Here is a 15,978-nt window from a genome sequence, read left to right on the forward strand (position 1 = left end):
ACTACATAACAACCAAGCACCACAGTTGTAACCAAAGATTTCCCACCCACCCCCACCACCACGGGGGCGGGACGGGTAACAGAGTTACGGCGGTCATAGCGTGGGGGAAACGCCCGGTCCCATTCCGAACCCGGAAGCTAAGACCCACAGCGCCGATGGTACTGCACCCGGGAGGGTGTGGGAGAGTAGGACACCGCCGGACAACCATTCACGAGAAGGCCCCGAACCACCCGGTTCGGGGCCTTCCGCACTTAACAACCAAAAACAAGCGGCCTGTGAGACTTGCCACGGGACGCCCCGATTTCATTGCTGCAGTTCGGCGGCCGTGATGGGGTCGAATAGAATTGGATCAGATATACGAGCCATGAGCTTTCAGCATGTGGCGGCGTGACAACGAAATAAGGGTTATGAGCGACTACGCACGCGCCAGTGGTCGGCTCGCAACAGGAGGAATCCACCATGGCTGAGCACAACGGCGGCAACCGCGGCGGTAATCGCGGCAACTTCGGCGGGGGACGCGATGATCGCGGTTCGTACCGTCCCAACAACAACTCCAGCGGAGATTCACGCGGGTTCCGCTCAAACGAGGGCCGCGGCGGCAGCGATCGTCCGGCTCGTGATGGTGAGCGTCGTCCGTTCAACAACGACCGCGGTGACCGTAAGCCTTTTGGTGACCGGAATGATCGTCCGGCTCGTGATGGTGAGCGTCGTCCGTTCAACAACGACCGCGGAGATCGCAAGCCGTTTGGCGACCGGAACGATCGTGGTGACCGCCCGCAGCGCGGTCCCCGCAATTTCGATGGTCCCCGTCGTGATGGCGATGACCGCCGCTCCTTCGGTGATCGTCCGGCTCGTGATGGTGAGCGTCGTCCGTTCAACAACGACCGCGGAGATCGCAAGCCGTTCGGTGACCGGAACGATCGTGGTGACCGCCCGCAGCGTGGTCCCCGCAATTTCGATGGTCCCCGTCGTGATGGCGATGACCGCCGCTCCTTCGGTGATCGTCCGGCTCGTGATGGTGAGCGTCGTCCGTTCAACAACGACCGTGGTGACCGTAAGCCGTTCGGCGACCGGAACGATCGTGGTGACCGCCCGCAGCGTGGTCCCCGCAATTTCGATGGTCCCCGTCGTGATGGCGATGACCGCCGCTCCTTCGGTGATCGTCCGGCTCGTGATGGTGAGCGTCGTCCGTTCAACAACGACCGTGGTGACCGTAAGCCGTTCGGCGACCGGAATGATCGTCCGGCTCGTGATGGTGAGCGTCGTCCGTTCAACAACGACCGTGGTGACCGTAAGCCGTTCGGTGACCGGAACGATCGTGGTGACCGCCCGCAGCGTGGTCCCCGCAATTTCGATGGTCCCCGTCGTGACGGCGATGACCGCCGCTCCTTCAACAACGACCGTGGCAACTCCTGGGAAGAGCGCCCTGCGCGCGTCCCGAACGCCAAGGACATCCGCAGTTCCAACCGTCCTGACCGCGAACGTTCGCCCGAGATCGACGATGATGTTACGGGTAAAGAGCTGGACCGCGCCACGGGCCACCAGATCAAGACGCTTGAGGAGCAGAGTGCCGGTTGGGTAGCCAAGCACCTCGTGATGGCAGGCCGGTTGATCGACATTGAGCCTGAGCTGGCTTTCCAGCACGCATTGGCTGCCAGCCGCCGTGGTGGCCGTCTTTCGGTGGTTCGCGAAGCCGTTGGCCTGACCGCGTACGCCGCGGGCCACTATGGCGAGGCTCTTCGTGAATTCCGGACATACCGGCGCATCAGTGGCTCGAATGTCCATCTTCCGGTCATGGCCGACTGCGAGCGTGGACTGGGCCGCCCCGACCGCGCGCTGGACATGGTTCGATCCCCGGAAGCCCAGGATCTGGACGCACCGGGCAAGGTTGAATTGGCCATTGTCGCCTCTGGTGCACGCTCTGACCTGGAGCAGTTCGACGCTGCCGTGTCCGAGCTGGAGATTCCCCAGTTGGACTTGAACCGGGCGTTCTCCTACAGCCCGCGCCTTTTCCGGGCCTACGCCGAGGCTCTTTCCGCCGTTGGTCGCACCGAGGAAGCTGACAAGTGGGCGCGTCAGGCGCTGGTTGCCGAAAACGCCCTTGGCGTGGGTGACTTCGCTGAGCCCGAGATCATGGATCTGGGCTGGGACGAGCAGGAAGAGGAAGCCGCGCGCAAGCCACGCTTTGAGAAGCCTGCCCGGGACACCGCTGTGGTGGCTCGGGACACCGAGACCGTGATCGTTGAAGCTGCTGCGTCAGACGCCGAGGCCGAAGCCGACGTTGAACTCGATGACGTCGAGTCTGACTTCTTCGAGTCGGATGATGCGGAATCGGACATGGATTCCGTTGAGGACGACGCAGACCGTCAGGAAGCAGCAGAGGCTGCTGCAGAGTCAGCAGACCAGGATGCCGATTCCCGGAATGACTGATGCTCTGATCTCCTCCTTCGATGCCGTCCTGTCCGATCTGGACGGGGTGGTCTACGCGGGACCCCACGCCATCCCTGGAGCTGTTGAGTCTCTGCGCAGGCTCTCCACCTTTGGCGTGGGGTTGGGTTACGTCACCAACAATGCCTCCAGGACCCCCGCCCAGGTGGCCGAGCACCTCAGGGAACTCGGCGCACCGGCGGAGGACCACCAGGTGGTGAGCTCGTCGCAAGCTGCGGGTGAGTTGCTGGCTTCCATGCTGCCGTCCGGTGCCCGTGTGCTCATCACGGGCAGTGCGGCGCTTGCCCAGGAAATCGAGTTGGCCGGCTTGACTCCTGTCCACAGCGCCGAGGAGAACCCGGTTGCTGTGGTTCAGGGCTTCAACCCGGAAATCGGGTGGAAGGACCTGGCCGAGGCATCGTATGTGGTGGCCGGGGGAGCCAGCTGGTTCGCAACGAATACGGATATGTCGATTCCCCAGGCCCGGGGCATCGCACCGGGCAACGGGACCTTGGTGGCCGCAGTTGCGGCCGCCACCGGCAAGAAGCCAATGGTTGCGGGAAAGCCAGAGGCCCCGTTGTTCCACACAGCAGCGAAGCGTCTTGGCTCAGACCGTCCACTGGTGGTGGGCGATCGCCTGGACACGGACATCCTGGGCGGTAACCGCGCAGGATTTGCGACGGCGGCAGTCCTCACCGGGGTGGATACCACCCACTCCATTCTGGCGGCAAGGACAGCTGAGCGTCCCACGTATCTGTTGGCGGATCTTGAAGGGCTCTACGCCCCCTATCCCGAAATAGTGGATGAGGGCGGGACGTTCCGTTGTGGGCAGGCCGAGGCAACAGCCAAGGACGGTCTTCTGGTGGTGGTAGGGGACAGCAACGATCTGGACGCATGGCGGGCTGCTTGCGCGGCCTGGTGGGCCGCAGTGCCCGAGACCGACGTGGCCCGGACACCGGAGCTTGACTGGCAAACCCCCCCAGCACTGAAGACCCCCACTACTGAAGACCCCCAGCACTGGCAAACTCACTAGACTGGTGCGATGACCGAGCCGAATGACCCACTGGATCCCGATTCCGGCGTGGCCCCGATCAGGTCCGGCGCCCTCTGGCCCGGATCTCCGCCAGCCTCTGGTGATGCCTTGGTGGATGGCGCCATGGCGGCCCTGGACGACGTCCCGGATTCTCCGGTTCACCATCACGGCGGGCTCTATTCGGACATTCATGATTCCTTGCTGGCAGCACTTGAAACGGAGCCGGGCATGCCCACGGCACCAGCCACCATCAGCCCGGAAGGCAACAGCTGACGCATGACACGACTTGATCAGGAACTCGTCACCCGCGGGCTGGCGAGGTCCCGCACCCACGCGGCGAAGCTCATCAGCGATGGCAAGGTCAGCGCCGGCGGCGCGGTGGTGGCCAAGGCGTCCCTTCAGGTGGACGAGTCGACGGACCTGGCGGTTGAGGCCCATCTTGAGGACATTTACGTCAGCCGGGCCGGACATAAACTGGCCGGCGCGCTGGAAGCCTTCCCCGGCGTCGAACCTTCCGGGAAGCGGTGCCTCGACGCCGGAGCGTCCACGGGCGGCTTCACCGACGTGCTGTTGCGGCGTGGAGCCTCGCACGTGGTGGCAGTTGACGTTGGCCACGGACAACTGGTGCCTCAACTCCGCGGGCATCCCGACGTCTCGGTGCACGAGGGGCTCAACGTCCGGTATATGAAACCGGAAGACATCGGCGGCCGCGTTCAGCTGACCGTGGGGGATTTGTCCTTCATCTCCCTGACGCTGGTGGCCTATTCCCTGGCCCAGTGCACTGAGCCCGGCGGAGATGTGGTCCTGATGGTCAAACCGCAGTTCGAGGTGGGGAAGGACCGTCTGAGCCGGACTGGCGTGGTGTCCTCGGAGCAGGAACGACGCCGGGCGGTGGCGCAGGTGGCCCGGGCTTCGGTGGATGCCGGGCTTGAGCTGATGGATCTGGCCATGAGTCCGCTGCCGGGCCAGGACGGAAATGTTGAATACTTCCTGTGGATGAGACGCCGGATGTCCGAGCTGTTGCCTAAGATCGAAGAGCGGGACGAGGACGTTGCTGCGTTGATCAACAAACTCTGGCCAAACCAGTAGAAAGCAGAACCCGATGAGCAGGCGTGTACTTGTCCTTGCCCACACAGGGCGGGAGGAATCGCTCCGCGCAGCGTGGGATGCCGTGACGCAACTGCATTCGTCCGGCTTGGTTCCAGTACTTCAAAAATCCGAGCTCGCCGATATTGAGCGTTTCTTCGGCGCCTTGGACACACCCGTGGAAATCCTCAATGACCAGGTGAACCTGGAGGATGTGGAACTGGTGATGGTCCTTGGCGGGGACGGAACCATCCTCCGCGCGGCCGAGCTTGTCCGTGAGGTGGACGTCCCGCTCCTGGGCGTGAACCTGGGTCATGTGGGGTTCTTGGCCGAGAGTGAACGCGCCGACCTTGCCCAGACGGTGGAGTGGATCGCCAGCCGCCAGTACACGGTGGAAGAGCGCATGACCATCGATGTGCAGGTGTGGGTCAAGGGCCAGAAGATTTGGCACACCTGGGCGCTGAACGAGGCCGCAATCGAAAAAGCCAACCGTGAGCGGATGCTGGAAGTTGTCACGGAAGTGGATGAACGCCCGTTGACGTCTTACGGCTGCGATGGCGTGGTCATGGCTACCCCCACGGGTTCCACCGCTTACGCTTTCTCGTCCGGGGGCCCCGTGGTGTGGCCCGAGGTGGAGGCCCTGGTGATCGTCCCCATCAGTGCCCATGCCCTGTTTGCCAAGCCGTTGGTGGTCTCGCCGCGGTCCAAGCTTGCCGTGGAGATCATGAACCGGACCGATGCCCTGGGTGTGCTGTGGTGCGACGGCCGCCGGTCCGTTGACCTGCCGCCGGGTGCCCGCGTTGAAGTGACACGCTCCAGCAGGCCGGTGCGGTTGGCCCGGACACATAAAACACCTTTCTCTGCCAGGCTTGTCCGCAAGTTTGAGTTGCCGATCCACGGCTGGAGGGGTCCGGCGCCACGCACAGGTGAGGTCCACACCGGCCCCATTCCGGTGGTCAGGACCCTGGCGCCGGCACCTTTGCCCAGCCCCCTGGACGCGCCAGCGCCCGAACCCGGGCACGGTGAACCTTTCGACTCCACAAAGGCGAAGTGAAACATGCTTGAAGAACTCCGGATCCGCGATCTGGGCGTCATCACCGATGCCGCCCTGCCGTTGGGACCAGGCCTCAGCGTAGTGACCGGCGAAACCGGTGCCGGTAAAACCATGGTGGTGACCGCCGTCGGACTGCTGTTGGGTGCCCGCTCCGACGCCGGTGCCGTGCGCAGCGGTGCGAAGTCGGCCTCTGCCGAGGCCGTGTTGAAACTCGCGCCGGATCACAGCGCCATTGAACGTGCCAAGGAAGCCGGCGGGGACGCCGAAGAGTTCGACGGCGTTGCTGAACTGTTGCTGGCCCGCACCGTGGGCGCGGACGGCCGAAGCCGGGCTTACGTGGGTGGGCGGGCAGCACCTGTTGGTGTCTTGGCAGAGCTGGGTGAAAGCCTTGTTGTGGTGCACGGTCAGTCGGACCAAATCCGGCTCAAGAGTGCCACTGCGCAACGTCAGGCCCTGGATAGATTTGCCGGCGCACCGCTGGCGAAGGTTTTGGGCGGTTACCAAGAGTTGTACAACCACTGGAAGGCCATCCAGACTGAGCTGGAAACCCTGCGGCGGGAAGCCCGTGAGCGGCTCCGTGAAGCCGAATCGCTGGATGCGGCCCTTCAGGAAATCGATGCCGTGGATCCCCAGCCAGGCGAGGACGAGACCCTCAAGGCCGAAGCCGTGAAGCTCGCCAACGTCGAAGAACTAAGGCTTGCAGCTGCAGCGGCCCACGAGTCCCTGATAGCTGAGGAATTCGGGGATGCCGGGGACGCGACGTCCATGGTGGACGCTGCAAAGCGGACCTTGGAACACGTGGCCGAGCACGATGAAGAGCTGCGCTCCGCCGCCACCAGGCTTGCTGAAGTGGGCTTCCTTCTCAATGACATTGCCGCGGAACTCTCCAGCTACCAGGCTTCCTTGGATACAGAGGGCCCTGAACGGCTTTCCGAAATTGAGGGACGCAGGGCTGCATTGGCCACGTTGATCCGCAAGTACGCGCCCAGCATCAACGAAGTCCTGGACTGGGCTGCGGAGGCGCGCGTGCGTTTGGATGAACTGCAGGATGACTCCAGCCGCATCGAGTCACTGGATGCCGAAGTTGCTTCCACCGAAGCGACGCTCCGGAAGCAGGCGGCGTCCATCAGCAAGGCCCGCTCCAAGGCAGCCAAGGACCTGTCCACACGCGTGAGTGCCGAGTTGAAGGCCTTGGCCATGGCGGACGCCACCTTGGTCATTGAACTGGACAGCAGTGGGACCTTGGGCCCGTGGGGGACCGATGAGATCGCCTTCCTGCTCCAGCCACACTCCGGCGCACCTGCCCGGCCGTTGGGCAAAGGCGCGTCCGGCGGTGAACTCTCCCGGGTCATGTTGGCCATCGAAGTGGTGCTCGCTGCCGTGGATCCCGTCCCAACCTTTGTGTTCGACGAGGTGGACGCCGGCGTGGGTGGCCGGGCCGCCGTCGAAATCGGCCGCAGGCTGGCGATGCTGGCACAACACGTCCAGGTCCTGGTGGTGACGCACTTGCCCCAAGTAGCGGCGTTCGCCGACCAGCACATCCGGGTGACCAAGACGTCCGTGAGGGGCTCCGATGGGAAAACCAGCACAGGATTCACGTCCAGCGACGTCCAGCTGCTTGACGGGGATCAGCGGGTGAAGGAACTGGCCCGGATGCTGGCCGGACAGGAAGATTCCGAATCCGCACAGGCCCACGCCCAGGAGTTGCTGGACGACGCCAAGTTGCTTCCCCAGCGGGCGTAGCTGCGCGTGGCATGAGCACAATCACATTGGGTCCCCGGGATCCGGCTGTGCTCTTGATTGGGACGCCGTAGTGGGCAACCATTGACCATTTGGGGAAGCCGAACAGACGCTGGGAAGGCGTAATTGATGATAAGCTCGAATTCCGTGGTGCAGCGATCAAATTCCCGTGTAAATTCCCGGTTCCCGGGCTCGTCCAAGACGACCAAACACATCTTCGTCACCGGTGGTGTGGCGTCCTCGCTCGGTAAGGGTCTGACGGCTTCAAGCCTCGGCCACCTGCTGCGGGCACGCGGTTTGTCTGTAACTATGCAGAAGCTCGATCCCTACTTGAATGTGGATCCGGGTACGATGAATCCCTTCCAGCACGGCGAAGTATTCGTGACGGATGACGGCGCAGAGACCGATCTCGACATCGGACACTATGAGCGCTTCCTGGACGAGAACCTCGAGGGGTCGGCCAACGTAACAACCGGCCAGGTCTACTCCACAGTGATTGCCAAGGAACGCCGTGGTGAGTACCTGGGTGACACCGTTCAGGTCATCCCGCACATCACTGATGAGATCAAGCGCCGCATGCGACTGCCTGCTGAGGGCAAGAACGCTCCGGACGTCATCATCACCGAAATCGGCGGTACCGTAGGCGACATCGAGTCGCAGCCCTTCCTGGAGTCCGCACGCCAGGTCCGCCAGGATGTTGGCCGCAACAACGTGTTCTTCCTCCACGTTTCGCTGGTTCCCTACATCGGGCCGTCACAGGAACTGAAGACGAAGCCGACGCAGCACTCCGTAGCGGCACTCCGTTCCATCGGCATCCAGCCCGAAGCAATCGTGATCCGTTCGGACCGCGAAGTTCCCGACGCCATGCGCGAGAAGATCGGCCGCATGTGCGACGTCGACATCGACGCCGTGGTCAACGCCGCTGATGCCCCCAGCATCTACGACATCCCCAAGACCCTGCACTCCCAGGGGCTTGACTCGTACATCGTCCGTGCCCTGGACCTGCCGTTCAAGGACGTGGACTGGACCAAGTGGGACAAGCTCCTCGAGGCTGTCCACAATCCAAAGCACGAGGTCGAGGTTGCCCTGGTAGGCAAGTACATAGACCTTCCGGACGCTTACCTGTCCGTGACGGAGGCGCTCCGTGCAGGTGGGTTCGCCAACGAAGCCAAGGTTAAGATCCGCTGGGTACCGTCGGACGAGTGCGAAACCCTGGCCGGGGCCACCAAGGCCCTGTCCGGTGTTGACGCCATCTGCGTCCCGGGTGGATTCGGTATCCGTGGACTCGAAGGAAAGCTGGGCGCGCTGAAGTTCGCCCGCGAATCCAAGCTCCCCGTGCTGGGCCTGTGCCTGGGCCTGCAGTGCATGGTGATCGAATATGCACGCAACGTGGTGGGTCTGGAAGGTGCGTCCTCCAGCGAATTCGAGCCGGACTCCAAGTACCCGGTCATCGCCACCATGGAAGAGCAGCTGGACATTGTGGACGGCAAGGGAGACCTCGGTGGCACCATGCGCCTGGGCCTTTACGAAGCCAAGCTCGATGAGGGCTCCGTGATTGCGGAGACCTATGGCACCACCACCGTCAGCGAACGTCACCGCCACCGCTACGAGGTGAACAACAAGTACCGCGAGCAGATTGCGGCCGAAGGCCTGGTCTTCTCCGGCACTTCGCCTGATGGCAAGCTCGTGGAGTTCGTTGAACTTCCCCGCGATGTGCACCCGTACTACGTGGCAACGCAGGCGCACCCTGAGCTGAGCTCACGGCCCACGCGCCCGCACCCGCTGTTTGCAGGTCTGGTAAAGGCTGCCTTGGAGCGTCGCGAAGGCGCCCCGGCCGACACCAAGACCGGCGCCCGCGCAGTGGCTGCCAAGTAAAGCCAAACGAGAAAAAGGACGGCGCGATGCCCGGTATTTCTGGAACCCCACGCACTTCGAGGCAGGTTTCGGACGTGCCGAGCCCGCGCCGTCTTTTGTCTACCAGCAAGGTTTACGAGGGCCGCATCTGGGACGTGGTGAGTGATTCCTTCCAGCTCGCTGAGGACACTGGCACTCTGGTGCGTGACTACATTGACCACCCGGGGGCCGTAGCGGTGCTTCCCATGAACGTCGATGGCGAGATTCTTCTTTTGAAGCAGTACAGGCATCCGGTGGGCATGGATCTCTGGGAAATCCCGGCCGGGCTCCTGGACGTTGAAGGCGAAGACTTCGTGGTGGGTGCTGCGCGGGAACTGGCTGAAGAAGCGGACCTGCAAGCGGCTACATGGAACGTCCTGGTGGACTTCTTCAATTCACCGGGTTCATCCAGCGAAGCAGTTCGCATCTACCTGGCCCGTGGTATCTCGGACGTGCCCGAGGCCGATCGGCATGTCCGGACCGACGAGGAAGCAGAGATTGAGCTTGAATGGGTGTCCCTGGACGATGCTGTAAAGGCTGTCTTGGAGGGCCGCCTGCACAATCCTTCTGCTGTGTTGGGTATCCTGGCCGCGGCCGCTGCCAAGGCTGATGGCTTCACCAAGCTGCGTCCGGCCAACGCGCCGTGGCCGGCGCACCCGAGCCAGCGCTGAGCATGGCTGAGGCAGCCACCCGGAATATCACACCGATTGACCGCGCTGTCACCGATTACCTGCAGCACGTGGGGGTGGAGCGCGGCCTGGCTACCAACACGTTGGCTGCCTACCGCCGCGATCTGGCCAGGTATTCCAATTTCCTGGCAGCAAGCGGCGTGGAGCGGCCGGGGGACATCACCCGGCACCACGTCACTGGATTTGCCCAGGCTCTATCGGACGGCAGCGATGGTGCAGCAGCCCTGGGTGTCCGATCGGCAGCACGCACAGTGGTGGCGGTCCGGGGCCTGCATAAGTTCTGGGCTTTGGAAGGAACCACGACGGCGGACCCCGCCGGCGATGTCCACCCGCCCATGCCGGGGAAGCGGCTGCCCAAGGCCATCACCGTGGATGAAGTAACGCGGATCCTGGAAGCAGCAGGATCCGATACCGCCACCGGCTTGCGGGACCGCGCCCTGCTTGAATTCCTCTACTCCACCGGTGCCCGCATCAGCGAGGCCGTGGGACTGGATGTTGATGATGTCTCCCTGGACCACACCGGCGGGGGACCGGCGATCGTCAGGTTGTTCGGAAAGGGATCCAAGGAGCGATTGGTGCCGCTGGGGTCCTACGGCGCGCGGGCAGTTGAATCCTACGTCGTCCGCGGCCGGCCCCTCCTGGCATCCAAGGGCAAAGGAAATCCGGCCCTGTTCCTCAATGCCCGCGGTGGACGGATCAGCCGCCAAAGCGCGTGGACCATCCTCAAAACAGCGGCCGAAAAGGCCAACATCACCAAGGATGTTTCACCGCACACCCTCCGTCACTCTTTTGCCACGCATCTTTTGGAAGGTGGAGCGGACGTAAGGGTGGTTCAGGAACTTCTGGGACACGCCTCGGTCACCACCACCCAGGTGTACACGCTGGTTACTGCAGACACCCTGCGTGAAGTTTACGCAGCAGCCCATCCACGGGCCCTCGGATAAGAATCACACGGTTCCCTCGGAGTCGATGGAGCAACACTGCTAGCGGAGGACTTCCAAGGTCAGTTCAGCTGCGTCGACAAACAATCCCAGCAGCGAGGTCCCCAGGCCGGCCACCAAAAGGAGCCCCGGATGTGCCAGGCCCACCACGACGCGCTTAAGCCGGGGCCGTCCACGGAGGAACTTCTTGGGCACGCGGGTCTTGACCGGGATTTGCCGCCAGCCGCGGAGCCGCCGGAGGAACCAGGCGCAGCGGACGATGAAGGCCATCCACAGCACCGTGAGGACCAGGGGAACGGCGGCCACCATCAAGTTGAAACCCAGGGCCGTGACTTCTTTTTCGGAGTCACCAATCACCGACTGGACGGTGGTGGAAATGGAAGCACTCATCACCACAGAGACTGCCCACACCATGAACGCAGCCACCAAACCGAGGAACCGGACAAAGAAGTGCCCCAGGACGGTGGCGTCCACGGCCTTCAAATGGCTTCGCGGAGTGGCGTGCAATACCACCAGCGTTGATACGAGGGTCGGCAGCGCGGCCACCAGGACCAGCAGGTACCAGGTCCATCCGGCAAGGTCCAGCACTTCATCGAGGACGATCAGGCCTGCCCACAGGAATGTCCAGGCCCATCCGGCAAGGAGGGGGTGGGCCACCAGCCAGGATGGGATCCACGCGTCCTGCCCCGCTTTGGCTGGCGTGTTGGCAACCTGGCCACGTGCCTGGTCGTTTTCGGAGGCAACCTGATCCACGTCGCTTGCGCCGCCGGCCGTCACGCTCGCATCGCCCCCACGTTCATTCATGGGCTCACTGTAGCAACGGTGCTGCCCACGAATGAACGTGGGCCCGTGCAGTTACTGTTGTCAGCATGACTGCAGCCCATGTGACGTTGTGCTTCCTTCTCCGTGACAGCCCGGAGGGCGGGCAAGTGCTCCTGGGCACCAAGAAAACAGGCTTTGGCCTGGGGAAGGTGGTGGGCGTGGGTGGCCACGTGGAAGACGGTGAAACTGCTGTCCAGGCTGCCTGCAGGGAAGTGATGGAAGAAATCAATGTGGTGGTTTCACCCGGGGACCTGATTCCTGCCGGAACCGTGGATTTTGTTTTTCCCGCCAGGCCGGAATGGGACATGGCCACTACCGTCTTCCTTACCCGGGTCTGGGACGGGGAACCGTCGGAGAGCGACGAAATAGCACCGGAGTGGTTCCCTGTAGCCGCTTTGCCAGTGGAGCGCATGTGGGCTGATGCCGAGCACTGGCTGCCGTCCATGATGTCCGGGCAGCGGATCGCTGTCCGGGTGGAGCTTGCGGCGGACAACGAGAACGTGGCTGACGTCGTCACTGGTTCCTGGCAGGAACCCACCCAGCATGAACCCACCCAGTAGCAGAGACGTCGACGGCGGCCCGGTCACCCAAGGTGACGGGGCCGCCGTCGTACTTAAGGCGGAGGGAACAGCGCCGTTACGGGACGTGCCGCTCGTCTGGTCCGTTGTACTCGCTGAGGGGCCGGATCAGTGAGTTGGAGGCTACCTGCTCCATGACGTGGGCTGTCCAGCCGGTGATGCGGCTTGCGACGAACAGCGGCGTGAACGTCTGGGTGTCGAAGCCCATGAGGTGGTACGTGGGGCCGGCCGGGTAGTCGAGGTTGGGCTTGATGGCCTTGGCTTCGTCCATGGCTTGTTCGAGCCCGTTGTAGAGGCCCAGGAGCTCGGGACGGCCATAGTGGGCAATCATCTTGTCCAGGGCGGCCTTCATGGTGGGCACCCGCGAGTCGCCGTGCTTGTAGACACGGTGTCCAAAGCCCATGACCTTCTTTTTGTGGGCGAGTGCGTCTTCCATCCAGGTTTTCGCGCGGCTGGCCGCTTCGTCGAGGGACTCTTCCGTGCGGATGCCGATCTCATCAAAGGTGTGCATCACGGCCTCATTCGCGCCGCCGTGCAGGGGACCCTTGAGGGCGCCGATGGCCCCGGTAACGGCCGAGTGGAGGTCAGCGAGGGTTGAGGTGATCACACGGGCTGTGAACGTGGAGGCGTTGAAGGAGTGTTCGGCGTAAAGGATCATGGAGACGTTGAAGGCCTCAACGACCTCGTCCACCGGATCTTCGCCGAACGTCATCCACAGGAAGTTCGCCGAGTAGTCCAGGTCCTCGCGCGGTTCCACCACGTCCTCGCCCCGCCGGCGCCGCTGATCGTAGGCCACCACTGCGGGCATGGCGGCCCACAGATCGATCGCCTTCTTCATGTTGGCTTCCGGCGAGGAGTCTTCGGCCAGTTCGTGCCGGGCCCCCAGGACGGACGTCGCCGTGCGGCAGACGTCCATGGGGTGTGCCGTGGTGGGCAGGGCATCGATGACTGATTTCACCACGGGGTCCAAGGCGCGGCCGGCGCGTTCGCGGGCGCTGAACCCAGCCAGTTGGGCTTCGTCAGGCAGTTCGCCGTTCCAGAGCAGGTATGCCACTTCCTCGAAGCTGCACTTGGCGGCCAATTCCTGGACCGGATATCCGCGGTACAAAAGTGAGTTGGTCTCCGGGTTGACCTTGGAAACGGCGGTGTAGTCCACCACGACGCCGGCCAGGCCCTTTTTGATGTCTTCAGCTGTCATGCTGAACTCCTTCGTTCATAAGGCAAGCGCACCGGACTGGGCGGGCGGGCTTGCGTTCCCCTTGATGGATCCGGGACCTAGCGGAGGCCAGGCACCTGGAAGTTGAAAACGCCGGTATCGAACTGGTTGTATGCCTCGTAGTCGACGAGGTCGTAAAGACGCGCACGTGTGAGCATGGTGTCCACATGCGCTTCCTGGGTCCCCGCAGCCTTGATCGATTCCAGAGTACGCTCTGCAGCGCCCATGGCAATGCGGAGCAGCGTCACGGGGTAGATGACCATATTCACGCCAACGCTTTGGAGTTGGTCCACGGTGAAGAGTTCGCTTTTGCCGAACTCCGTCATGTTGGCCAGAATGGGCACGTCCACTGCATCGCGGATGGCCTGAAACTCGCCAAGGTCCCGCATCGCTTCCGGGAAGATGGCGTCAGCGCCGGCATCCACCAGTGCACGGGCGCGATCTGTGGCTGCATCAAGGCCGTCCACGGCGCGGATGTCCGTGCGGGCCATGATGAGGAAGTTCTTGTCCCGGCGGGCGTCGGCTGCGGCGCGGATGCGTTTGGTGGCCGTATCAAGGTCCACCACGTTCTTGCCGTCCAGGTGCCCACACCGTTTCGGGTTGAACTGGTCCTCGATGTGCATTCCGGCCAGTCCGGCGTTTTCGAGTTCCTGGACTGTCCGGGCCACGTTCATGGGCTCGCCGAAGCCGGTGTCGGCATCCACCAGGGCCGGCAGGTCCGTCATGCGGGCGATCTGACCCGCCCTGGTTGCCACTTCTGTGAGGGTGGTCAGGCCGATGTCCGGCAGGCCGAGATCGTTGGCCAGGACTGCACCGGAAATGTACACACCGGCAAAGCCCTTTTCCTCGATCAGCCTGGCCGAGAGCGGGTTGAAAGCGCCCGGGAACTGTTGCACTGTTCCTGAGGCCAGGAGTTCCCGCAGCTTCACCCGCTTCTGTTCGGGAGTGACAGCTGAGTACAGCATTTAGAACAATCCCTTCGGTGCTGCGTCCAGGTTGATGACTCCTGGGGCGGCGGTGATGTTGAGTTGGTCCAGTTCACCGGCGCCGAGTTCGGTAACGCGCTCGACGGCGGCCAGGAACCTTTCGATCTCGGCCTCCTCAACGAGTCCTGCTGCGAGCGTACGGAATTTGTTGATGTACTGTGCGCGGGCGAACGGCCGGGCGCCGAGCGGGTGCGCGTCTGCCACGGCGATCTGATCGGTGATCACGGTGCCATCGGTGAGGGTGATCTCCACGGATCCGCCGAAGGCTTTCTCGGCGATGTCCAGGGAGTGGTAGCGCCGTGTCCACTCCGGGTCCTCCACCGTGCTGACTTTGTGCCAGAGTTCCACGGTGTCCGGGCGGGTGGCACGTTCGGGGGCGTAGGAGTCAACGTGGTGCCAAGCGCCGTCCTGGAGGGCCACGGTGAAAATGTAGGGGATGGAGTGGTCCAGGGTTTCGCGTGAGGCTGTGGGGGAGTACTTCTGGGGATCGTTGGCGCCGGAGCCGATCACATAGTGGGTGTGGTGGCTCGTCTTGATCAGGACGGAGGCTACGTTGGCCGGGTCCGTGGTCTCGGGGTGCTCACGGTGGAGTTTGCGGGCCAGATCGATCCAGGCCTGTGCCTGGTATTCCGCGGAATGTTCCTTGGTGTAGGTGTCCAGGATGGCGCGCTTGGCTTCGCCGGGCAGTGGCAGGGGAACCTCGTACGAGGCCTCCGGGCCGTCCAGCATCCAGGCGATGACACCGTCTTCGCCTTCGTAGATCGGTACGGGGGAGGTCTGACCGCGCATGGAGCGGTCCACGGCTTCCACAGCCATCTTGCCTGCGAATGCAGGGGCATGGGCCTTCCACGTGGAGATTTCGCCCTTGCGGGACTGCCTGGTGGCCGTGGTGGTGTGCAGTGCCTGGCCCACGGACTGGAAGATCGTCTCAACGTCCAACCCCAACAACGTCCCGATACCGGCAGCGGCGGACGGGCCCAAGTGGGCCACGTGGTCGATCTTGTGCTTGTGCAGGCAGATCGCCTTGACCAGGTTGACCTGGATCTCATAGCCCGTTGCGATGGCTCGGACCAGGTCAGCGCCGGGGGAACCCACGTGCTGGGCCACCGCAAGGATCGGCGGGATGTTGTCCCCGGGGTGGGAGTAGTCAGCAGCCAGGAATGTGTCGTGGTAATCGAGTTCGCGCACGGCCACACCGTTGGCCCAGGCAGCCCACTCCGGCGACACCTGGTCCTGGATACCGAACACCGAGGCGCCCTTGCCGTTCGCGGAGGGAGCATGCGTCAACGCCTGCGCCCGGGCCGCCACGATCGGCGGCCTGTTCAGGGAGGCGATGGCCACCGAAGCGTTGTCGATGATGCGGTTGATCACCATGTCCGTGACCTCGGGGGCCACGTCCACGGGATCGGCCGCCACCACAGCAATCTTGTGCGCCAGCTGCTCTTCACGGGGCAGGTTCTCTTCGGACTTGTACACACGGACGTGATGGTTCTTGACCAATGGTGCTCCTTCT

Annotated in this window: 15 protein-coding genes and 1 rRNA gene; 11 read left to right on the top strand and 5 right to left on the bottom strand. The window is 63.3% G+C overall.

From position 1 onward, the window contains the following. The first annotated feature begins 85 nt into the window (after positions 1-85). Positions 86-202 (top strand): 5S ribosomal RNA (gene rrf / locus JOE60_RS07220). A 377-nt stretch (positions 203-579) separates the two neighbouring features. Here rrf and JOE60_RS18315 read toward each other — a convergent pair. Next, positions 580-1,590: a hypothetical protein gene (locus tag JOE60_RS18315; RefSeq protein ID WP_239528835.1), complete on the bottom strand. Its 1,011-nt coding sequence runs from the start codon at positions 1,588-1,590 to the stop codon at positions 580-582. 6 nt (positions 1,591-1,596) lie between these two features. On the opposite strand from JOE60_RS18315, the gene JOE60_RS18320 reads away from it, so the two are divergent. The 9 genes from JOE60_RS18320 (at position 1,597) to xerD (ending at position 10,866) form a co-directional block, all read left to right on the top strand. Further along, a complete protein-coding gene (locus JOE60_RS18320) occupies positions 1,597-2,430 on the top strand; it encodes a tetratricopeptide repeat protein (protein WP_167269311.1) in 834 nt (277 codons plus the stop codon). Next, positions 2,423-3,460 (top strand): HAD-IIA family hydrolase, encoded by a 1,038-nt coding sequence (locus JOE60_RS07230; protein ID WP_167269314.1) that lies wholly within the window; start codon positions 2,423-2,425, stop codon positions 3,458-3,460. Before JOE60_RS18320 ends, JOE60_RS07230 begins: the two co-directional genes overlap by 8 nt. 9 nt (positions 3,461-3,469) lie before the next feature. Further along, on the top strand, positions 3,470-3,733 hold the full coding sequence (locus JOE60_RS07235; protein ID WP_167269316.1) for a hypothetical protein: 264 nt from the start codon (positions 3,470-3,472) through the stop codon (positions 3,731-3,733). A gap of 3 nt (positions 3,734-3,736) precedes the next feature. Beyond that, entirely contained in the window at positions 3,737-4,549 is an 813-nt protein-coding gene (locus JOE60_RS07240; RefSeq protein ID WP_167269318.1) for a TlyA family RNA methyltransferase, read from the top strand. 13 nt (positions 4,550-4,562) lie between these two features. Beyond that, positions 4,563-5,600: an NAD kinase gene (locus tag JOE60_RS07245; protein ID WP_167269320.1), complete on the top strand. Its 1,038-nt coding sequence runs from the start codon at positions 4,563-4,565 to the stop codon at positions 5,598-5,600. A 3-nt stretch (positions 5,601-5,603) separates the two neighbouring features. After that, complete coding sequence (gene recN, locus JOE60_RS07250) at positions 5,604-7,343, top strand: DNA repair protein RecN (protein ID WP_167269322.1); 1,740 nt, start codon at positions 5,604-5,606, stop codon at positions 7,341-7,343. A 126-nt stretch (positions 7,344-7,469) separates the two neighbouring features. Then, positions 7,470-9,215, top strand: coding sequence for a CTP synthase (locus JOE60_RS07255; RefSeq protein ID WP_167269324.1), 1,746 nt, complete (start codon positions 7,470-7,472; stop codon positions 9,213-9,215). 26 nt (positions 9,216-9,241) lie between these two features. Beyond that, positions 9,242-9,904: an NUDIX domain-containing protein gene (locus JOE60_RS07260; RefSeq protein WP_167269326.1), complete on the top strand. Its 663-nt coding sequence runs from the start codon at positions 9,242-9,244 to the stop codon at positions 9,902-9,904. A 2-nt stretch (positions 9,905-9,906) separates the two neighbouring features. Continuing rightward, on the top strand, positions 9,907-10,866 hold the full coding sequence (xerD, locus tag JOE60_RS07265; RefSeq protein WP_167269328.1) for a site-specific tyrosine recombinase XerD: 960 nt from the start codon (positions 9,907-9,909) through the stop codon (positions 10,864-10,866). Between the two features lie 39 nt (positions 10,867-10,905). On the opposite strand, the gene JOE60_RS07270 is transcribed toward xerD, so the two are convergent. Next, positions 10,906-11,667 carry a hypothetical protein gene (locus tag JOE60_RS07270; protein WP_239528836.1) on the bottom strand — a complete coding sequence of 254 codons (762 nt, stop codon included), beginning with the start codon at positions 11,665-11,667 and terminating at the stop codon, positions 10,906-10,908. Positions 11,668-11,732: 65 nt separating this feature from the next. On the opposite strand from JOE60_RS07270, the gene JOE60_RS07275 reads away from it, so the two are divergent. After that, the gene (locus JOE60_RS07275) at positions 11,733-12,245 is read left to right on the top strand and encodes an 8-oxo-dGTP diphosphatase (protein WP_167269330.1); all 513 of its coding nucleotides are present in this window, start codon (positions 11,733-11,735) and stop codon (positions 12,243-12,245) included. A 76-nt stretch (positions 12,246-12,321) separates the two neighbouring features. Here the strand turns inward: JOE60_RS07275 and JOE60_RS07280 are convergent, their stop codons facing one another. From JOE60_RS07280 to JOE60_RS07290, 3 genes are all read right to left on the bottom strand, one after another. Beyond that, the gene (locus JOE60_RS07280; RefSeq protein ID WP_167269332.1) at positions 12,322-13,461 is read right to left on the bottom strand and encodes a bifunctional 2-methylcitrate synthase/citrate synthase; all 1,140 of its coding nucleotides are present in this window, start codon (positions 13,459-13,461) and stop codon (positions 12,322-12,324) included. Between the two features lie 77 nt (positions 13,462-13,538). Continuing rightward, entirely contained in the window at positions 13,539-14,444 is a 906-nt protein-coding gene (gene prpB, locus JOE60_RS07285; protein WP_167269334.1) for a methylisocitrate lyase, read from the bottom strand. Beyond that, positions 14,445-15,965 carry an MmgE/PrpD family protein gene (locus JOE60_RS07290; protein ID WP_167269336.1) on the bottom strand — a complete coding sequence of 507 codons (1,521 nt, stop codon included), beginning with the start codon at positions 15,963-15,965 and terminating at the stop codon, positions 14,445-14,447. Between the last annotated feature and the right edge of the window lie 13 nt (positions 15,966-15,978).

This window comes from Paenarthrobacter ilicis (assembly GCF_016907545.1).
GTDB lineage: Bacteria > Actinomycetota > Actinomycetes > Actinomycetales > Micrococcaceae > Arthrobacter > Arthrobacter ilicis.

Bases quoted from the DNA above. Each gene is read 5' to 3' on its own strand.
- recN (WP_167269322.1), top strand. From the start codon at position 5,604: ATGCTTGAAGAACTCCGGATCCGCGATCTGGGCGTCATCACCGATGCC.
- JOE60_RS07255 (WP_167269324.1), top strand. From the start codon at position 7,470: ATGATAAGCTCGAATTCCGTGGTGCAGCGATCAAATTCCCGTGTAAAT.
- JOE60_RS18320 (WP_167269311.1), top strand. From the start codon at position 1,597: ATGGCAGGCCGGTTGATCGACATTGAGCCTGAGCTGGCTTTCCAGCAC.
- xerD (WP_167269328.1), top strand. From the start codon at position 9,907: ATGGCTGAGGCAGCCACCCGGAATATCACACCGATTGACCGCGCTGTC.
- JOE60_RS07230 (WP_167269314.1), top strand. From the start codon at position 2,423: ATGACTGATGCTCTGATCTCCTCCTTCGATGCCGTCCTGTCCGATCTG.
- JOE60_RS07280 (WP_167269332.1), bottom strand. From the start codon at position 13,461: ATGACAGCTGAAGACATCAAAAAGGGCCTGGCCGGCGTCGTGGTGGAC.
- JOE60_RS07275 (WP_167269330.1), top strand. From the start codon at position 11,733: ATGACTGCAGCCCATGTGACGTTGTGCTTCCTTCTCCGTGACAGCCCG.
- JOE60_RS07260 (WP_167269326.1), top strand. From the start codon at position 9,242: ATGCCCGGTATTTCTGGAACCCCACGCACTTCGAGGCAGGTTTCGGAC.
- prpB (WP_167269334.1), bottom strand. From the start codon at position 14,444: ATGCTGTACTCAGCTGTCACTCCCGAACAGAAGCGGGTGAAGCTGCGG.
- JOE60_RS07240 (WP_167269318.1), top strand. From the start codon at position 3,737: ATGACACGACTTGATCAGGAACTCGTCACCCGCGGGCTGGCGAGGTCC.
- JOE60_RS07270 (WP_239528836.1), bottom strand. From the start codon at position 11,667: ATGAATGAACGTGGGGGCGATGCGAGCGTGACGGCCGGCGGCGCAAGC.
- JOE60_RS07245 (WP_167269320.1), top strand. From the start codon at position 4,563: ATGAGCAGGCGTGTACTTGTCCTTGCCCACACAGGGCGGGAGGAATCG.
- JOE60_RS07235 (WP_167269316.1), top strand. From the start codon at position 3,470: ATGACCGAGCCGAATGACCCACTGGATCCCGATTCCGGCGTGGCCCCG.